This window comes from Qipengyuania sp. SM2512, assembly GCF_054954005.1.
Map to the genome: position 1 here is coordinate 1,309,290 of NZ_CM143134.1, position 16,132 is coordinate 1,325,421.

A 16,132-nucleotide genomic window follows, 5' to 3' on the forward strand; every position below is an offset into this window, starting at 1 on the left:
GCTTGGAAGATTGGAATCACCGCTCAATGGATATCGCCCGCACGCCCGCCACCCCAGATGGCAACCCCGAAATGGCCGATGCCGCGGTCGAGCCGCACGCGCCCGCCCTGATCCGGCGCGAGGATTACGCACCCTTTCCCTGGCGGGTGGCGGCGACCCATCTCGATTTCGACCTCGGGCTCGAAAAGACCCGGGTCGAGGCGAGGCTGACGCTCGAGCGCAACCCCGAAGCCGAGCGCTCGCCCACGATCCGCCTCAATGGCGAGGGCATCAGGCCGCTCGAGGTCCGCTGCGACGGCGCGAGCACCAGCAGCCACACGATGGAGGGCGACGATCTGATCGTCACCCTGCCGGGCGATGCCCACGAGCTGACCCTGGTCACAGAGATCGACCCCGCGGCCAATTCGCAGCTGATGGGGCTGTTCGCCTCCAACGGCATGCTCTGCACCCAATGCGAGGCCGAGGGCTTCCGCCGGATTACCTTCTTCCCCGACCGCCCCGACGTGCTCAGCGTCTACACCGTGCGGATGCGCGCTCCCAAAGCGGAGTTCCCGGTGCTGCTCGCCAACGGCAATTGCACCGCCGAGGGTGACGACGGGGACCACCACTGGGCCGAATGGCACGATCCCTGGCCCAAGCCGTCCTATCTGTTCGCGCTGGTGGCGGGCGATCTGGTCGCGCGCAGCGACAGCTTCACCACCATGGGCGGGCGCAAGGTGGCCCTTAATATCTTCGTCCGCGATGGCGACCTGGACCGCACCGAGCACGCGATGGAGAGCCTCAAACGGGCAATGGCCTGGGACGAGCAGACCTTCGGGCGCGAATACGACCTCGACATCTACAACATCGTCGCGGTCAGCGATTTCAACATGGGGGCGATGGAGAACAAGGGCCTCAACGTCTTCAACACCAAATACGTCCTCGCCGATATCGATACCGCCACCGATGGCGATTTCGATGCGGTCGAGGGCGTGATCGCGCATGAGTATTTCCACAATTGGTCGGGCAACCGCGTGACCTGCCGCGACTGGTTCCAGCTCAGCCTCAAGGAAGGCTTCACCGTGCTGCGCGACCAGCTGTTCAGTCAGGACATGGGCAGCGCCCCGGTCAAGCGGATCGGCGATGTCCGCGTGCTGCGCTCGGTCCAGTTCCCCGAGGATTCGGGCCCGCTGGCGCATCCGATCCGGCCCGATAGCTATCAGGAGATCTCGAACTTCTACACTGCGACGATCTACAACAAGGGCGCCGAGGTGATCCGGATGATGCGCAGCATGGCGGGCGAGGAAGCCTTCCGCAAAGGCTGCGATCTCTATTTCGAGCGCCACGACGGCGAGGCGGCGACCTGCGAGGATTTCGTCACCGCGATCGAGGACGGGGCCGGGCTCGATCTCGAGCGATTCCGGCTGTGGTACTCGCAGGCGGGGACGCCCAGGGTGACGGTCGCGCTGGCGCACGAGGGCGAGACCGCGACGCTGACGCTGTCGCAGGAAGTCCCGCCGACCCCCGGCCAGCCCGACAAGCAGCCGATGCCGATCCCGCTCAGGATCGCGCTGTTCGACCGCGACAGCGGGACGCATTCGGGCGAACAGTTGGTGGTCCTCAACGAGGCCAGCGAGACGCTGCGTTTCGAAGGCTTCGCCGCGCCGCCGGTGCTGTCGGTCAACCGCGGCTTTTCCGCGCCGGTGCGGATCGAGCGCGAGATTGCGCGAGACGAGCTGACCTTCCTCGCCGCGAGCGACGACGATCCCTTCGCGCGCTACGAGGCGATGCAGGATCTGGTGGTCGGGCATCTGGGCGATGTCGTCGCCGGCGGGCTCGCTGCCGAGGAGCGCGAGGCGGGCCGCGATGCGATCCGCACCGCGCTGGGCGCGGTTCTGGCGGACGACCGGATCGACGACCAGATGCGCGGCGAGCTGATGATGCTGCCGGGCGAGACCTATCTGATGGAACAGGCGCTGGTCGCCGATCCGGGCGCGATCCACAACGCGCGCGAGACGCTCAAGACCTGGCTCGGCCGCGAACTGGGCGAGGAACTGGCCGGGCTGCACGAGCGCGCCAGCCGGGCCCCTGGCACGCTCGACCCCGCGGCACAGGGCGCGCGCAAGGTCAAGACGCTGGCGCTGACCTATCTCGCCGCCGCCGATCCGCGGCGCGCCTCGCAGATGGCCGCGGCGCAATATGACGGCGCCACCACCATGACCGACCGCCAGGGCGCGCTGATGGTGCTCGCGGGGCTCGAAACCGCGGATCGTACGGCCAAGCTGCTCGATTTCTACAACCGCTATCGCAGCAACGACCTGGTGATCGACAAATGGTTCGCGCTGCAGGCGTCCTCGCTCCACCCGCAGGCGATCGAGCATGTAAAGTCGCTGCGCAATCACGGCGACTTCACGCTGCGCAACCCAAATCGGGCGCGGTCGCTCTACATGGCCTTCGCGGGCAATCCGCAGGCCTTCCATGCGGCCAGCGGCGAGGGCTACCGCCTGATCGCCGATCTCATTCTCGAGCTCGATCCGATCAATTCGCAGACCGCGGCGCGATTCGTGCCGGCGCTGGGACGCTGGCGGCGGATCGAGCCGGGACGCGCGGCGCTGATGCGCGGCGAGCTCGAGCGGATAGCGGGCGCTTCGCAGCTTTCGCGCGATACCTTCGAGCAGGTGAGCCGCTCGCTTGGCTAGACTGCTCAGATCCCAGGCGCTCGAAGGGGTGCCGCATGGCTTTTCGAAGAAGGCGGGCGCCGCAGCGCAGGATATCCTGCCGGACGGCGCACTCGTCCGGGTGAAGCAGGTCCATTCGCCCGATGTCGTAACCGTTACCGGCGAATGGAGGGGCGCCCCCCCTGAGGCCGACGCGATGGTCACCGACCGCGCCGGGCTGGTCCTGGTAATCGTGACCGCGGATTGCGCCCCGGTGCTGTTCGCCGATCGCGAGGCCGGGGTGGTGGGCGCGGCGCATGCCGGCTGGCGCGGTGCAAACCAGGGGGTGATCGCCAACACGGTCGCGGCGATGGCCGCGCTTGGCGCCCGTCCCGAAAAGATGGTGGCAGTGATAGGCCCCTGTATCGCGCAGGAAAGCTACGAGGTCGATGCGCCGTTTCGCGAGCATTTCGGGGAAGGGGACGCGCCGTTCTTTCGCGTCGGGAGCGCTGGCCACTGGCAGTTCGATCTGCCCGGCTATGTTGCCGCCCGGCTCGAACAGGCGGGGGTGGGCTGGATCGAGAGCCTCAATCGCGACACCTATGCCGAAGCCGGCCTGTTTCATTCCTACCGCCGGGCCAGCCATCGCTGCGAGACCGCGGAGGGGCGGCAGATCTCGCTCATCGCCTTGCGCTGAAGCGTATTCCCCTTGCCAAAATCGCGGTTGGCAAGGTGTGCCATTGCGTTTAGAGGCCCCTCAATCCGGCAATGGGAGACCGCCTCGTGCGCGTCTCCCCCGACCCGATCCCCGAGATCGCGGAAGGTCAGCCGGACGAGCACTTCTTCTGGCCCATCTTCGGGCCTCCAGACTGAATAGAGGCAGGTAGGGCACCGCTCTGATGGCAGATACCGCTGCAACCGCGAACAGCGAAATACCCGTAGTCCCCGTGGACGACGGCGCGACCGATGGCGTGCGTCGCCGCGACTTCATCAACATCGCCGCGCTCAGCACGGCCGGCGTCGGCGGCGCGGCGGTGCTGCTGCCGCTGATCAGCCAGATGGCACCGTCCGAGGACGTTCTTGCCGAGAGCGTCACCGAGGTCGACGTGGGCGATATCGAGCCGGGTCAGGCGATCAAGGCGGTATTTCGCAAGCAGCCGCTGTTCGTCCGCCGTTTGACCGAAGCGGAGATCGCGGCGGCCAATGGCGTGTCGGCCGACAGCCTGCGCGATCCGGCAACGTTGGACGAGCGCACCAAAGAGGGGAACCACGACCTCCTCGTGACCATGGGCGTCTGCACACATCTGGGCTGCGTCCCGCTGGGTGCCGCCGAGGGCGAGGTGAAGGGCGAGTTCGGCGGCTATTTCTGCCCCTGTCATGGGTCGCATTACGATACCGCGGGTCGCATTCGCAAAGGTCCGGCGCCGACCAACCTTGAAGTGCCGGAATATGCTTTCACCTCCGACACCACCATCACCGTCGGCTGAGGTTGTAGAGACTAGATCATGAGCTTTCCCTGGGCACGCCAGTACGAGCCGAAGACCGGCCTCACCAAGTTCCTCGACGAGAAGCTGCCCTTGCCGCGCCTCGTCTACAACGCGGTGGGTGCCGGCTATCCGGTGCCGCGCAACCTCAACTACATGTGGAATTTCGGCGTTCTCGCCGGCTTCTTCCTCGTGTTCCAGATCGTCACCGGCGTCGTGCTGGCGATGCATTATGCCGCCAATGCCGAAGTCGCCTTTGCGACCACCGAGCATATCATGCGTGACGTCAACTGGGGCTGGCTGATGCGCTATGCCCACGCGAACGGGGCGAGCTTCTTCTTCATCGTGGTCTATATCCACATCTTCCGCGGCTTCTTCTACAGTTCCTACAAGGCCCCGCGCGAGATGATCTGGCTGCTGGGCGTGGTGATCTTCCTCCTGATGATGGCCACCGCCTTCATGGGATACGTTCTGCCCTGGGGCCAGATGAGCTTCTGGGGTGCCAAGGTGATCACCGGCCTGTTCGGCGCGATTCCGCTGGTGGGCGAGCCGATCCAGATCTGGCTGCTGGGCGGCTATGCGCCCGACAACGCGGCGCTCAACCGCTTCTTCAGCCTGCACTTCCTGCTGCCTTTCGTGATCGCCGGTGTGGTGATCCTGCACATCTGGGCGCTGCACATTCCGGGATCGTCCAATCCGACAGGCGTCGAGATCAAGCAGGAAAGCGACACGGTGCCGTTCCACCCCTATTACACGGCCAAGGACGGCTTCGGGCTGGGCATTGCGCTGCTGGCGCTGTTCATCATGGTGTTCTTCCTGCCCAATGCTTTGGGGCATGCAGACAATTACATCGAGGCCAACCCGCTCTCGACCCCGGCACAAATTGTCCCCGAATGGTATTTCTATCCGTTCTACGCGATCCTGCGCGCCTTCACGATGGACTTCATCCTGCCAGCCAAGCTGTGGGGCGTGCTCGCCATGTTCTCGGCGATCCTGATGTGGTTCTTCCTGCCCTGGCTGGATCGCTCGCCGGTGCGCAGCGGCCATTATCGCCCGCTGTTCCGCAAGTTCTTCTGGTTCGGCCTGATCCCGACCATGGCAGCTCTGTTCTATCTCGGCGGGGCACCGGCAGAAGAGCCCTACGTGATGTTGAGCCAGATCTTCACGGCCTATTATTTCCTGCACTTCCTGGTGATCATCCCGATCGTCTCGCAGATCGAACGGCCCGAGCCGCTGCCCTATTCCATCACCGAAGCGGTGTTGGGGTCCGACAAGAAGGCCGTGCTCGGCGAAAACACCGAGCCCGCGGTTTGACCGCGCTGAAAGCTACGAGAGAAGAGACCTTCGCATGATCCGGATCATCGCAATCCTCGTCGGCCTCGGCTTCGCAGCCGTCGCCCTGATTTCCTTCTCGGTGGGCGCCTATACCTACGCGACCGAAGAGCCCATATCCCATCTGCCCTATGAAGAGCCGATGGATATCGACTATTCTTTCGATGGTCCGCTCGGCACCTGGGACATCGCCCAGCTGCAGCGCGGCTACAAGGTCTACAAGGAGGTGTGTTCGGCCTGCCACAGCATGAAGTTCGTGGCGTTTCGCGATCTGGCCGATCTTGGCTATTCCGAAGCCCAGGTGAAGGCCGAGGCCGCCACCTGGCAGGTGCCGGGCATCGATCCCAACACCGGCGAAGCGACCTCGCGTGCGGGTGAGCCGACCGACTATTTCCCCTCGCCCTATCCCAATGCGGTGGCGGCTGCTGCAGCGAACAACAATGCCATTCCGCCGGACCTGTCCCTGATGACCAAGGCGCGCGAGGACGGGACCAATTACGTCGCTTCGCTGCTCCAGGGCTATCAGGCGCCTTCGCCTGAAGTATTGGCTGAGCATCCAGACATCGCCCCAGGGCCGGGTCTTTACCACAATGTCTACTTCCATAACCTCAACCTGGCGATGGCGCCGCCGCTGATGAACCCGGGCCAGGTCACCTATGACGACGGCACCGAAGCGACGATCCCGCAGATGTCGCAGGACGTCGCCGCATTCCTGACCTGGACCGCCGAACCCACGCTGGTGAAGCGCAAGCAGACCGGCTGGCCGGTGCTTATCTTCCTGCTGTTCGCCACCGTGCTGGCCTATATGTCGAAGAAGCAGATCTGGTCGGCGGTCAAACCGAAGAAGCATAAGGACTGATCGCGATCCGCGCGTTCCTGAAATCCGGCCCCTCGCATCCGCGCGATGCGGGGGGCCTTTTTGTGTCGGGGCCGTCATGAGCCCGGACGAGCTCAAGGCGCTGGTCCGCACCGTGCCGGACTTTCCCGCACAAGGCATCCAGTTCCGCGACATCACCACGCTGATCTCACATGGCGAAGGCTTTGCGGCGTGCGTCGGCCATCTTGCGGCTGCAGCGCGCGCGGGAGGGGCCGAGGCGATCGCGGGGATGGAGGCGCGTGGCTTCATCTTCGGCGCCGCGGTTGCGGTCGAACTGGGGATCGGTTTCGTGCCGGTGCGCAAGCCGGGCAAACTTCCGATCGAGACCATCGGGATCGACTACGCCCTGGAATACGGCGCCGACCGGCTCGAGATGGACCCCGGAGCGGTGGCGCAGGGTCAGCGCGTGGTGCTGGTCGACGACCTGATCGCCACCGGCGGAACCGCCTGCGCGGCGGCGAGCCTGCTGCGCCAGGCCGGGGCGGTGGTTGAGCATGCCGCCTTCGTCATCGACCTGCCCGACCTTCAGGGCGCGCAGCGCCTTGGCCAGCTCGACATTCAGGTCGACGCGCTGATGCGGTTCGAGGGCGGGTAGCCGGCTTTTCGCATTAGCGGTTGGAAACACCCGCACCCTCGTGCATTCCTAACAGGCGCCGTGAGCGTGACCGCGCGTTTCGCGTTCCATCGGCCTGCAGGGGGCACCGGCTCAAACCATGCAAGATCAAACGCTCGTCATCGCCGTGGTCGGCGTCCTGGGCATCGGCGCTCAGTGGATCGCCTGGCGCAGCGGCTGGCCGGCGATCGTGCTGATGCTGTTCGCCGGCTTCATGGCCGGACCGGTGTTGGGCCTGTTCGATCCCGAAGCCGTGTTCGGCGACCTGCTCGAGACGATGGTCTCGATCGGGGTGGCGCTGATTCTGTTCGAGGGCGGGCTCAGCCTCAATTTCCGCGAATTGCGCCATTCGGGGCAGGCGGTGTGGCGGCTGGCGACGATAGGCGTCCTGGTCGGATGGTTCCTCGGCGCGCTGGCCGCGCATGAAGTCGCCGGGCTGGTGCTGCCAGTCGCGGTGCTGTTCGGCGGGATCCTCGTGGTCACCGGCCCCACGGTGGTGATCCCGCTGCTGCGCCAGAGCTCGATCCAGACCCGCCCGGCCTCGATCCTCAAATGGGAATCGATCGTCAACGACCCGACCGGGGCGCTTTGCGCGGTGATCGCCTATGAATATTTCCGCCTGTCGGTGGACGGCGCTACGGTGTTCGAAGTGGTGCCGCCGCTGCTGATCTCCGCCGCGCTTGCCGGCCTCCTGGGCTATGTCGCGGCCGTAATCATTGCCTGGGCCTTTCCCCGCGGCGCGGTCCCGGAATATCTCAAGGTGCCGGTCCTCCTGACCGCGGTCATCGGCGTCTTCGTGCTGTCCAACCTGATCGAGCATGAGGCGGGTCTCGTTGCCGTGACCGTCATGGGCATCGCGCTGGCCAATATGAACGTCCAGAGCCTGCGCAGCATCCACCCGTTCAAGGAGAACATCGCGGTCCTGCTGGTGTCCGGCATATTCATCCTGCTCTCGGCCTCGCTCGAATGGGGCGATCTGGAATATCTCAACTGGCGGTTCGCCGCCTTCCTGCTGGTGCTGCTGTTCGTGGTCCGCCCGCTGACAATCGTGATCAGTCTGGCGGGCAGTTCGATCCCCTGGAACGAGCGGCTGTTCCTCGCCTGGATCGCCCCGCGCGGTATCGTGCTGGTCGCCATCTCGGGCCTGTTCGCGCTGCGGTTGACCGAACTGGGCTATGACGATGGCAATATCCTCATCGGATTGAGCTTCGCGGTCGTGGTCACGACCATCGTCGCGCATGGTTTTACGGTCGACCTCGTCGCGCGCCTGCTCAAGGTAAAGGGCGCGACCCGGCCCGGCCTGCTGATCGTCGGCAGCACCCCCTGGACGATTGCGCTCGCCAAGCAGATGCTCGATCTCAAGACCCCGGTCATGGTGGTCGATTCCAGCTGGCAGCGCCTCGGGCTCGCGCGGCAAAAAGGGGTGCCCTTCTACCACGGTGAAATCCTCAACGAGGCAACCGAGCACAATCTCGATCTCGGCCCCTACCAGGTGCTCGTCGCCGCGACCGAGAACGAGGCCTATAACACGCTTGTGTGCAACGAGTTCGCTCATGAGATCGGCCGCGATTCGGTCTATCAGCTCGGCGAGGCGGGCAATGATTACGACCGCCACTCGCTGCCCGTCGCATTGCGCGGGCGGGCATTGTTCGAATCGGGCTGGGGTGTGACCGAGACCAACGAGCGCCAGAAGGAAGGCTGGGTTTTCCGCAAGACGAGGCTTTCGGAGGAATTCGACTACGAGGACGCGCAGGAAAAGCTGCCCGAGAGCGCGCATATGCTGCTGCTGCTGCGCGAGGGCGGGCGGATGCGCTTCTTCACCCACGCGGCCCGGCCCGAGCCGCGCGCGGGCGATATCATCGTCACCTTCACTCCGCCGCAGCAGCGCACTGCCGAAGAGGTTGCCGCCAGGCGGGCTCGGAAGGGCGGACCCAAGCCGGAACCAGCATGAAGAGAATCGTGATGAAAAGAAGCGCCACCGCCGCCACCATCGGCCTCGCCGGGGCCGCGCTCCTGTTTGCGCTTGCGGGATGCGAGCGGCAGCAAGCCCCGGCCGAGCCCGCAGCGAGCGAGCCGGCGCCGCAGCCGACCTCGATCATGCGCGATGATCTCGACGATTCGGTGCTCCCGCCGCCCGAACCGCAGCTGGCCCCGCTCGATGCGCGGATATCCTTCTCCGACGGGGGCGCGGAGCTATCCGAATCGGCGAAGGCCGAATTGGCCAGCATCCTGCGCTCACCGCAGATTGCCGAGGGCGGTGCGATCGAGCTGCGCGCGCACAGCGATTCGGCGGGCACCGACGACGCCAATCTGCGTGCGTCCCGCCGCCGCGGCGAAGCAGTGCGCGATTATCTGGTCGAAAACGGCGTAGCTCCGGAACGGATAACGATCATTGCCTTCGGCGAGCAGAACCCGCTGCAACCCAATGCCCGCCCCGACGGAACCCCCAACGAACCGGGCCGCGCCGCGAACCGCCGCGTCGATCTGCACGTCGCTCTGCCCGACGGCGAAGCGGATGCGGAGGTCGATCTTATCGAGACAGACGAGCAACCAGTCGCAGATCCCACCGGCACCGCGCGCGAATCCGGTTGACGCCGCGCGCCAAGAAATGGCATCTGCGCGGCTCAAGCGGGCGGGTATAGCTTAGTGGTAAAGCTCCAGCCTTCCAAGCTGGCTATGCGGGTTCGATTCCCGCTACCCGCTCCATTATCCAGCCAAACCCGCAGAAAACCGCCATATCGGAGGCGGTTTTGCCGTATCTATACCCCACACTGGTACACATAGCTTCTCACGCAGGTGGCCACATAGCGTGTTGCGCCTCGCTCCAGCGCGAGGGCCTTTAAGCCATGCGCAAGCAAACTTTTCTGATTCGCAAAGGCGCCCGCTATCACTTCCGGCGCCGCCTTCCCTCTGCGGGCAGTGCCGATAACGGTGCTCTAACCCTTTCCCTGCATACCGCCGATCCTGCCGAAGCGCGCCGCCGGGCGCGGCGCCTCGCCGTGCGATGGGATGAGATTGCGATGATCGAGGGTCAGAAAATGAGGAGGGCCAACCTCACGGTGGCTGAAATGCAGGCAATCTTTCGCGTCGGCTTGGAGGAGGAGCTGGCGATCGCCGTAGGTGATCTCGCTGCACCGCGAAAATTCCGCGAAACCGATCCTAGCTCAGGGGAGCTCTTTGTCGCAGCCTACGAAGCCATCCGCCAGGTGCGGGCTGATGCGGATCATGTGCCGAGCGAAGTTCTTGATAAGGTCGCGCGAGGGTGGGCGCAGAAGGACCGCAATGCCCTTGAAACGCTGTTGGAAGTGTTCGTCAGACCAGATGACATCAAGGACACGCGGATCACCGCTGCTTTGGAACAAATTGGTGCTCCAGTCGGCGAAAGCACGATCCACCAAGGCCGAGGCAGTCTGCTTCGCGGAATGATCGAAGCGCATAAGCGGGCTGAACTGTTTCACCATCCGCTGATCCAGGCAACGGGTGATGCGATCAGCAGCCTTCTTGACAACAACCTCGTGTTAGAGGCGCGGCGATCGCAGTTGCCGGACCTCGTCCCGCCTTCGGCAATCACGGTCAGCGAGAGCCACGCGGTTTCACCTGTCCCGGAGGGAAACCTTTTCTTTGCGCGGGTCACCGAGACCCGCTTCAGCGAACAGATCGACGAACTCCACGATAACCTTTTCACGGATCGGGGCTGGCAGCCGGATCAGGGAAAGACCCGGCACATGCTGGAGGCATTTGCCTGGCTAACCGGGGACAAGAAGATGTCCGACTACGAGCCGTCAGATGTCAATCTGTATGTTCGACGCATGGCGCTTATTCCCAAAAACTTCATCTGGGGGCATCTGCATAAATCCGGCGCAATGGCTGAGCCTTTCGTTCCCAGCGCATTTCCGAAGCCGAAGGCCAGTGAGCGACGGTCAGATCGAACTATCAACAGTCATCTGAGCAAGCTCGAGGCCGCGGCTCGAGTTCTCGAAGACACGCATTGGTTGTCGAAGCACGGTTATGGGAAAGTGATGGACTTCGGGAAGGCTCGAAAGACCATCATTCAGGACGATAGCGATCCGATGCGCATGCCGCTGACCGAAGAAAACCTGAAGGTTCTCTATGGCCTGCCGCTTTGGCAGGGCAGTGGTGGAGCCCTCTCCCGGCTAAAGGAAGCTACTCGGCCGAAAATTTATCAGGATGCTGCCTACTGGGTGCCTCTGCTTGGCACCTACGCGGGCATGTCCCGCGAAGAGGCGTGCGGGTTGGAACAAATCGATCTTGGGCTGGACGCCAAGACGCCATACGTTCTTATTCAGGCAAATATGACAAAGAGCAAGGATGGCGAGACACCTGGTGGGTTGAAGAGATCTTCGCGCCGCCGGGCCCTGCCTTTGCACCCGCAACTGCTCAGGCTCGGCTTTGCCCGCTACTGCGATAAAGTAGCAGCCGAAGGCTGGGATATGATTTTTCCCGAACTGTATGGCGAGGTAAATGATGAGGGCGAGTTTGTTCGCTGGACCAAGGCGGGAGGGCCCAAGTTCTATTCGGTTGCCTGGCGACCCGTCATCGACGCCGCCCATGCCATTCTGCCGCTGCCCAAGACCTCCGGCGGCAAACATGCCGACTTCCACTCTCAGCGCACGTTCCACTACAGTGCGATGGCGGCGGAGGGCGTCAGCGAGGCGTTATTGGCTCGTCATGTGGGCCACAGTCAACGCACTACCGGCGGCCGGAACTATAATCGTCGAGCACTGGCCCTGGGTGAGGAGAGCGAACTGGCTGAACGATTGAAGGTACTGGAACGTGAGGTGCCAAACGTCACAGAGCACGTCCCTACACCCAAGGAGGTAAACTTGCTTCATGTGAACAAGCGGTCCAGGGTGGGCTCGGCGAAAGGACGCAACGCTTCTACGCGGTTCCTTGCCTGAAGTCTTTCTGTTTTGGCGAATGCGGATGCAAAAAAGGGGCGTCTCTAGGCGCCCCTTTCTTCACGCAGGTGCCAGGCGCCCACTTGCTCTCTCTCAGGCGCGCCAAGCGGCATGGCTGGCAAGCAGCTCGCGGCGCATGCGCGGCGAGCAAGATCCGAACATCCAGCACACCCATGCGGCTTGCGCTTCGGTGCCGATGCGCGCGATCCGCTGGAGCGGCGACGGGTTGGATCCGTACACCTCGAGACCGCCGATGCGGGCTGCATCGACGAGCTGGTCGTGGGGTATGCGAGCATGGATGTTCGCGACCAGCCCTGAGCGTGGAACATAGTCCAGATACTCGGCCGGAAACGGCATGCGCTCGGTTACATACTTTGGTGCATGCGGCGGCGCGGGCACATGGATCAGCGCCTTGCTCTCAGGCGTAAACAGCTTACGAATGGCGTCCCGCATGCGTTGCGGGTCATATCCTGCGCCGTAGCCCTGAGCGTGAGATGAGAACGCGGCTTCACCCCGCCAGCGCCGGCTCACGATCAGCGCCCCGTAGCCGAAAGGCGCTCGTGGCTCGTAACTGTTCGGCGGTGAGAGAAGCGAAAGCACGACCATGCGTTCGGGAATGGCGGAGTGGTATCGGTAGTGCATGAGATAAACTCCAAATATGCTGGCGGGCGGTCATCACGAAGATGCCGCCCGCCATATGGTTGCCGTCAATGTGAGGCGTTGATCCGAACTCAAGCGCGCTCGATCGGCTCGTCCGCAAACCGCAGGTGGAGGAAATGCTCGGTGAGGGCCTGCGCTCCGTCGCGGCGGGCGATCGTCGTCCAGGCTTCCCAGCGGTCGAGCCGGTGGATGAGCCAGGCGAACAGCCGATCGCGCGCATGATCGTCGGCGAACTCCATGGTCCACAGCACGCGCGCGAGCGGGATGTTCGCGCCTTCGGGCTCTCCGACCAGCTTAATGCCTGGCCCATCACCGATCTGTTCCCGCAGGAACCGTCCAGGCAACCGTGCCGCGAACGCTTCGTTCACCTTGAAGATGCGCTCGCATTCGTCACGCGTCTCTCCCCGGTCGAGCCCGCGCCACGGCGCGATGGTGGGAAGCCCGACGGGGATCGGCGCGCTGCCCGCCGAGCGGGTGCTGGCAAGCGCAACCAGAATTGCGTGCCCCTCGGGCGTCAGCGAACCGGCCAGGCCGCCAGAGAGCTCGTGCCCCGCAAGCCAGGATCCATAGTGATGAGCGACATTCCACGACCCGCAGAACAGGTCCGTGACCTTCTCCTCGATATAGATGGTCCGCCTGTCGATCGCGGCGAGCACCGCGAGCAGCAACTCGGTCTGCTGCTCGAATTGCCAGTCGGAACCGCGGTGCATCCCGAGCCTTCCGCACCAGATGTAGTCGCGCAAGGAAGCCCAACGGGTTCCGGTCTCGTCCACGAGGTGAGGGTATCCGTCCGGATCTGCGGTGCACCAATAGCCGAACGGCAAATTTGCGTTGCGGCGCTGTTCGTAAGGAATGCTGCGCTCCATGATCAGTGCCCTCCCGGCTTGCCGAGCCGAGGTGGCGATCCGGCGAGCTTCGGGGCGGCGTCGATCGCGGCGGCGCCACCCAACTGCTTCAGCTGGCGCGCGAGCCCGATGGTCTCGCAATACATATAATCGATCGAGCGATAGATCTCGCCTTCCTCGCGTGCGAGTACCGGCTTCGAACCCTTGGGCACCAGGTCACCGCCTTTGTCCGCAGTGAATCCAAACCACCACGCGTCGTCGTCGGTCGTCTTGTCAGCCGCAGTGGGACGGGTCCGACTCTCATGATGCACATGGCAGATCTGCGTCTCTGCCGGGCCGCGCTGCGAGCACAGTTGGGAATAGTCGATGCCGCCATGCGGATGAAGGTTCGCGCTCGGCGGAATGGCGTCTTCCCGGTGGCCGTACAGGGCATGTCCGGGACCAACCGCAACATATCCTGACCAAACGCCCGAAGGCTGGCGCAGCAGGATGCAATCGAGGCCGGTCTCGGCATCGTGCCAGGCCAGCTTGTCGATCGGTTCCGAGGACCACGGACCTTGTCCGCTGGGGCGGCGATCCTTGATGACGTAGAGCTGCTCAGGGCGGATCTCGGTATCGGCGATCGCAATGCGGTCGGGCAGCCTTGCAAGGTTGGTGTTCTTCACCGGCGCCAGGGCGCGGCTGCTGGTCGATTTCTTCTTGGGCATTTTCAAATTCCTGTCAGGCATAAAAAAGGCCGCTTGTCCTTCATGGACAGGCGGCTCGTGGAAGGTCCGCAGCGTAGCGAACCGGGTGACGCGGTGATGGATGTTCGAGGCCCGTGCCGGCCTCTTTTGCGCTGATTTCTAACTCATCTTTTCCTCCTCAATCCTTTTCCTGATCTCCCGCCGATCACAGTCAGCCTCGATGCCGCTCACGCAGCGGCTCGGTAAACCACACCCCGTAACTGGCTGGCGGCCTTCTCGCCCCGCGCCCAAGGTGCGAAGGTTTTCCTTGCAAACCCGCTGGTCGGGATCGCCGACAGCGTCGCATCGGCGATCGCCGTCATGGTATCGGCGCGGTGGCACTCGATCTCCCGATGCGCTGCGAGATGGCGCACCGCCAGCACGGACGTGGTCAGGACATCGGCGAGCACCTGGTCGCGCACGGCCGACCAGTCGCCCGCTTCGCATAGCACCCCGATCTTTTTGGATGGGCTGGGCTTGGACGGAACGCTCACCGCTGCCGCCATTTCTGGCAAGTGCACACTATCGGCCTGCACACACGTCGCACGGCACAGATCGAGCCGCTCCCTGGCATAGGGCGAACCATCGATCAGCTGGTGAGGCAGTTGAAGATCGAGCGTTGCCGCCGCTCGGCGCAGGACGGCAAGATCGCGCGCTTCGCCGCCCCAGGTGGTCACGATGGCGTCGGGGTTGTTCTCGAGCGTTGCAAACAGGGCCGAGACCATGGCCCGCTCGTTCATCTCGCCTGCGGCAAGAACGAAAGGCCCCTCGATCATCGGAACCGGTTCGCCTCGGACGAACTCCATCTTCATCCAGCAGACCGCCGCTACCTGATGAAAAGGCCAGCGGATCTTCTCCTCCGCATCTTTTCCTTCGGCAATGCTGTAGGCCTCGTAGCGGGAGCGATCGAACAGGAACTCCAGGTCGACAACGATCCAGCTGCGGGAGCGCGGTGCTTCTGCGTTCCGAGATCGCGCAGCGAACAGGCGTGCTTCGTGCTCCAATTTGCGGGCGAGGCGATCAATGTCGCTGTCGATCGCTATGATGTTGCTCATGTGCTTTTCCTCATTGCGCGCCGGCTCCGGCCGAGAGGCAGGCCCGGCGCAAATTGAACGGTGGTTTTGGAACGTGCGGCGATCGCCGCGTCAGCGATGCCGTTCGCCTGCAGTGATCGTGCGCGTGCTCATCGCCGGCAGGCCATTGCGGTAGCCCCACGCTTGTTCGTGCTCGACCTTCTGCGGCAACAGCTCGATCTGCCAGAACGGACCATCGGGGTTCCACCTGTAGCCGCGGGAGCGGAGCAGGTCCTTCTTGGAGAACGGAGCGCGCTCTGCCTGCAACATCACGGTGACGCTTTCGGTCGCTTCGAGCAGGCGCTGGAGATGCGTTTGCGGCCGTCCCTTCAGCCACGCCGTCCGGCTTTCACGGAGCATCCAGAACAAAGACCAGACATCGGCCGCTGCCCGATGAGCTGGAGAAAACCAGCCATGCTGCATCAGCAGCGCAGTTTGAGCGCGGCCATCGAGGCCAAGGCTAAGCCAGGGAATGTCCCGCATACTGCACGCCCAGGGCTTACCAGCGATCGAGGGATAGCGTCGCTCCAGCCAGCTGATCTCGAAGGCGCAGTTATGAGCCACGAGAATGTCCGCGCGGTCGAGCATTCCAGCGACGAATGCGTCGGGGATGGCGTGACCGGTGAGATGCTGATTAGCGAGACCCGTCAGCATCGTGATTTCCGGCTCCAGGGGAATGCCGGGATCTTCCTTCCAGGAATGTGGGCCAAAGTGCCCAACAACCGCACCTTCATCGTCAACGAACACCATCATCAGCGCGAGCTCGATGATTGCGTTTCGCTCGGGATCGAGGCCGCTGGTTTCGAGATCGATGATGCACAAGCATCGCCCGGCTGGTGGCGTACCATTTCCCGGCATCATGCTGAAGGGTTTAGGCACCGCGCGCAGGACGCGGTAATTGCTGTCGGTCTCGAGGCGCCGGGCGGCGTCCTCAAGATCTGAATTTAGGTAATCGATATCCATTGTTG

Annotated in this window: 14 protein-coding genes and 1 tRNA gene; 10 read left to right on the forward strand and 5 right to left on the reverse strand. The window is 63.8% G+C overall.

Going from position 1 to position 16,132, the window contains the following annotated elements; all coding sequences use genetic code 11:
* The first annotated feature begins 26 nt into the window (after positions 1-26).
* The 10 genes from pepN (at position 27) to ACQ5J0_RS06675 (ending at position 11,861) form a co-directional block, all read left to right on the forward strand.
* Positions 27-2,678, forward strand: a complete 2,652-nt coding sequence (pepN, locus tag ACQ5J0_RS06630) for an aminopeptidase N (protein ID WP_462569777.1) — start codon at positions 27-29, stop codon at positions 2,676-2,678.
* A complete protein-coding gene (gene pgeF / locus ACQ5J0_RS06635) occupies positions 2,671-3,333 on the forward strand; it encodes a peptidoglycan editing factor PgeF (RefSeq protein WP_462569778.1) in 663 nt (220 codons plus the stop codon). Before pepN ends, pgeF begins: the two co-directional genes overlap by 8 nt.
* 202 nt (positions 3,334-3,535) lie before the next feature.
* Positions 3,536-4,123: a ubiquinol-cytochrome c reductase iron-sulfur subunit gene (gene petA / locus ACQ5J0_RS06640; RefSeq protein ID WP_462569779.1), complete on the forward strand. Its 588-nt coding sequence runs from the start codon at positions 3,536-3,538 to the stop codon at positions 4,121-4,123.
* An 18-nt stretch (positions 4,124-4,141) separates the two neighbouring features.
* Positions 4,142-5,434 carry a cytochrome b gene (locus ACQ5J0_RS06645; protein WP_462569780.1) on the forward strand — a complete coding sequence of 431 codons (1,293 nt, stop codon included), beginning with the start codon at positions 4,142-4,144 and terminating at the stop codon, positions 5,432-5,434.
* A 34-nt stretch (positions 5,435-5,468) separates the two neighbouring features.
* Entirely contained in the window at positions 5,469-6,311 is an 843-nt protein-coding gene (locus ACQ5J0_RS06650; RefSeq protein ID WP_462569781.1) for a cytochrome c1, read from the forward strand.
* 76 nt (positions 6,312-6,387) lie between these two features.
* Positions 6,388-6,924, forward strand: a complete 537-nt coding sequence (locus tag ACQ5J0_RS06655) for an adenine phosphoribosyltransferase (protein ID WP_462569782.1) — start codon at positions 6,388-6,390, stop codon at positions 6,922-6,924.
* 118 nt (positions 6,925-7,042) lie between these two features.
* Positions 7,043-8,893 (forward strand): cation:proton antiporter, encoded by a 1,851-nt coding sequence (locus ACQ5J0_RS06660; RefSeq protein ID WP_462569783.1) that lies wholly within the window; start codon positions 7,043-7,045, stop codon positions 8,891-8,893.
* Positions 8,894-8,904: 11 nt separating this feature from the next.
* On the forward strand, positions 8,905-9,534 hold the full coding sequence (locus ACQ5J0_RS06665) for an OmpA family protein (protein WP_462569784.1): 630 nt from the start codon (positions 8,905-8,907) through the stop codon (positions 9,532-9,534).
* Positions 9,535-9,574: 40 nt separating this feature from the next.
* Positions 9,575-9,648, forward strand: a tRNA-Gly gene (locus ACQ5J0_RS06670).
* A gap of 140 nt (positions 9,649-9,788) precedes the next feature.
* On the forward strand, positions 9,789-11,861 hold the full coding sequence (locus tag ACQ5J0_RS06675) for a DUF6538 domain-containing protein (RefSeq protein WP_462569785.1): 2,073 nt from the start codon (positions 9,789-9,791) through the stop codon (positions 11,859-11,861).
* Between the two features lie 93 nt (positions 11,862-11,954).
* On the opposite strand, the gene ACQ5J0_RS06680 is transcribed toward ACQ5J0_RS06675, so the two are convergent.
* From ACQ5J0_RS06680 to ACQ5J0_RS06700, 5 genes are all read right to left on the reverse strand, one after another.
* Positions 11,955-12,503 carry a hypothetical protein gene (locus ACQ5J0_RS06680; protein WP_462569786.1) on the reverse strand — a complete coding sequence of 183 codons (549 nt, stop codon included), beginning with the start codon at positions 12,501-12,503 and terminating at the stop codon, positions 11,955-11,957.
* Between the two features lie 89 nt (positions 12,504-12,592).
* On the reverse strand, positions 12,593-13,387 hold the full coding sequence (locus tag ACQ5J0_RS06685; protein WP_462569787.1) for a hypothetical protein: 795 nt from the start codon (positions 13,385-13,387) through the stop codon (positions 12,593-12,595).
* A gap of 2 nt (positions 13,388-13,389) precedes the next feature.
* Positions 13,390-14,073, reverse strand: a complete 684-nt coding sequence (locus tag ACQ5J0_RS06690) for a hypothetical protein (protein ID WP_462569788.1) — start codon at positions 14,071-14,073, stop codon at positions 13,390-13,392.
* 206 nt (positions 14,074-14,279) lie between these two features.
* A complete protein-coding gene (locus ACQ5J0_RS06695; protein ID WP_462569789.1) occupies positions 14,280-15,146 on the reverse strand; it encodes a hypothetical protein in 867 nt (288 codons plus the stop codon).
* Between the two features lie 90 nt (positions 15,147-15,236).
* Positions 15,237-16,127, reverse strand: coding sequence for an exonuclease domain-containing protein (locus ACQ5J0_RS06700; RefSeq protein ID WP_462569791.1), 891 nt, complete (start codon positions 16,125-16,127; stop codon positions 15,237-15,239).
* Positions 16,128-16,132: the final 5 nt, after the last annotated feature.

Bases quoted from the DNA above. Each gene is read 5' to 3' on its own strand.
- pepN (WP_462569777.1), top strand. From the start codon at position 27: ATGGATATCGCCCGCACGCCCGCCACCCCAGATGGCAACCCCGAAATG.
- petA (WP_462569779.1), top strand. From the start codon at position 3,536: ATGGCAGATACCGCTGCAACCGCGAACAGCGAAATACCCGTAGTCCCC.
- ACQ5J0_RS06645 (WP_462569780.1), top strand. From the start codon at position 4,142: ATGAGCTTTCCCTGGGCACGCCAGTACGAGCCGAAGACCGGCCTCACC.
- ACQ5J0_RS06650 (WP_462569781.1), top strand. From the start codon at position 5,469: ATGATCCGGATCATCGCAATCCTCGTCGGCCTCGGCTTCGCAGCCGTC.
- ACQ5J0_RS06655 (WP_462569782.1), top strand. From the start codon at position 6,388: ATGAGCCCGGACGAGCTCAAGGCGCTGGTCCGCACCGTGCCGGACTTT.
- ACQ5J0_RS06660 (WP_462569783.1), top strand. From the start codon at position 7,043: ATGCAAGATCAAACGCTCGTCATCGCCGTGGTCGGCGTCCTGGGCATC.
- ACQ5J0_RS06665 (WP_462569784.1), top strand. From the start codon at position 8,905: ATGAAAAGAAGCGCCACCGCCGCCACCATCGGCCTCGCCGGGGCCGCG.
- ACQ5J0_RS06675 (WP_462569785.1), top strand. From the start codon at position 9,789: ATGCGCAAGCAAACTTTTCTGATTCGCAAAGGCGCCCGCTATCACTTC.
- ACQ5J0_RS06680 (WP_462569786.1), bottom strand. From the start codon at position 12,503: ATGCACTACCGATACCACTCCGCCATTCCCGAACGCATGGTCGTGCTT.
- ACQ5J0_RS06685 (WP_462569787.1), bottom strand. From the start codon at position 13,387: ATGGAGCGCAGCATTCCTTACGAACAGCGCCGCAACGCAAATTTGCCG.
- ACQ5J0_RS06690 (WP_462569788.1), bottom strand. From the start codon at position 14,073: ATGCCCAAGAAGAAATCGACCAGCAGCCGCGCCCTGGCGCCGGTGAAG.
- ACQ5J0_RS06695 (WP_462569789.1), bottom strand. From the start codon at position 15,146: ATGAGCAACATCATAGCGATCGACAGCGACATTGATCGCCTCGCCCGC.
- ACQ5J0_RS06700 (WP_462569791.1), bottom strand. From the start codon at position 16,127: ATGGATATCGATTACCTAAATTCAGATCTTGAGGACGCCGCCCGGCGC.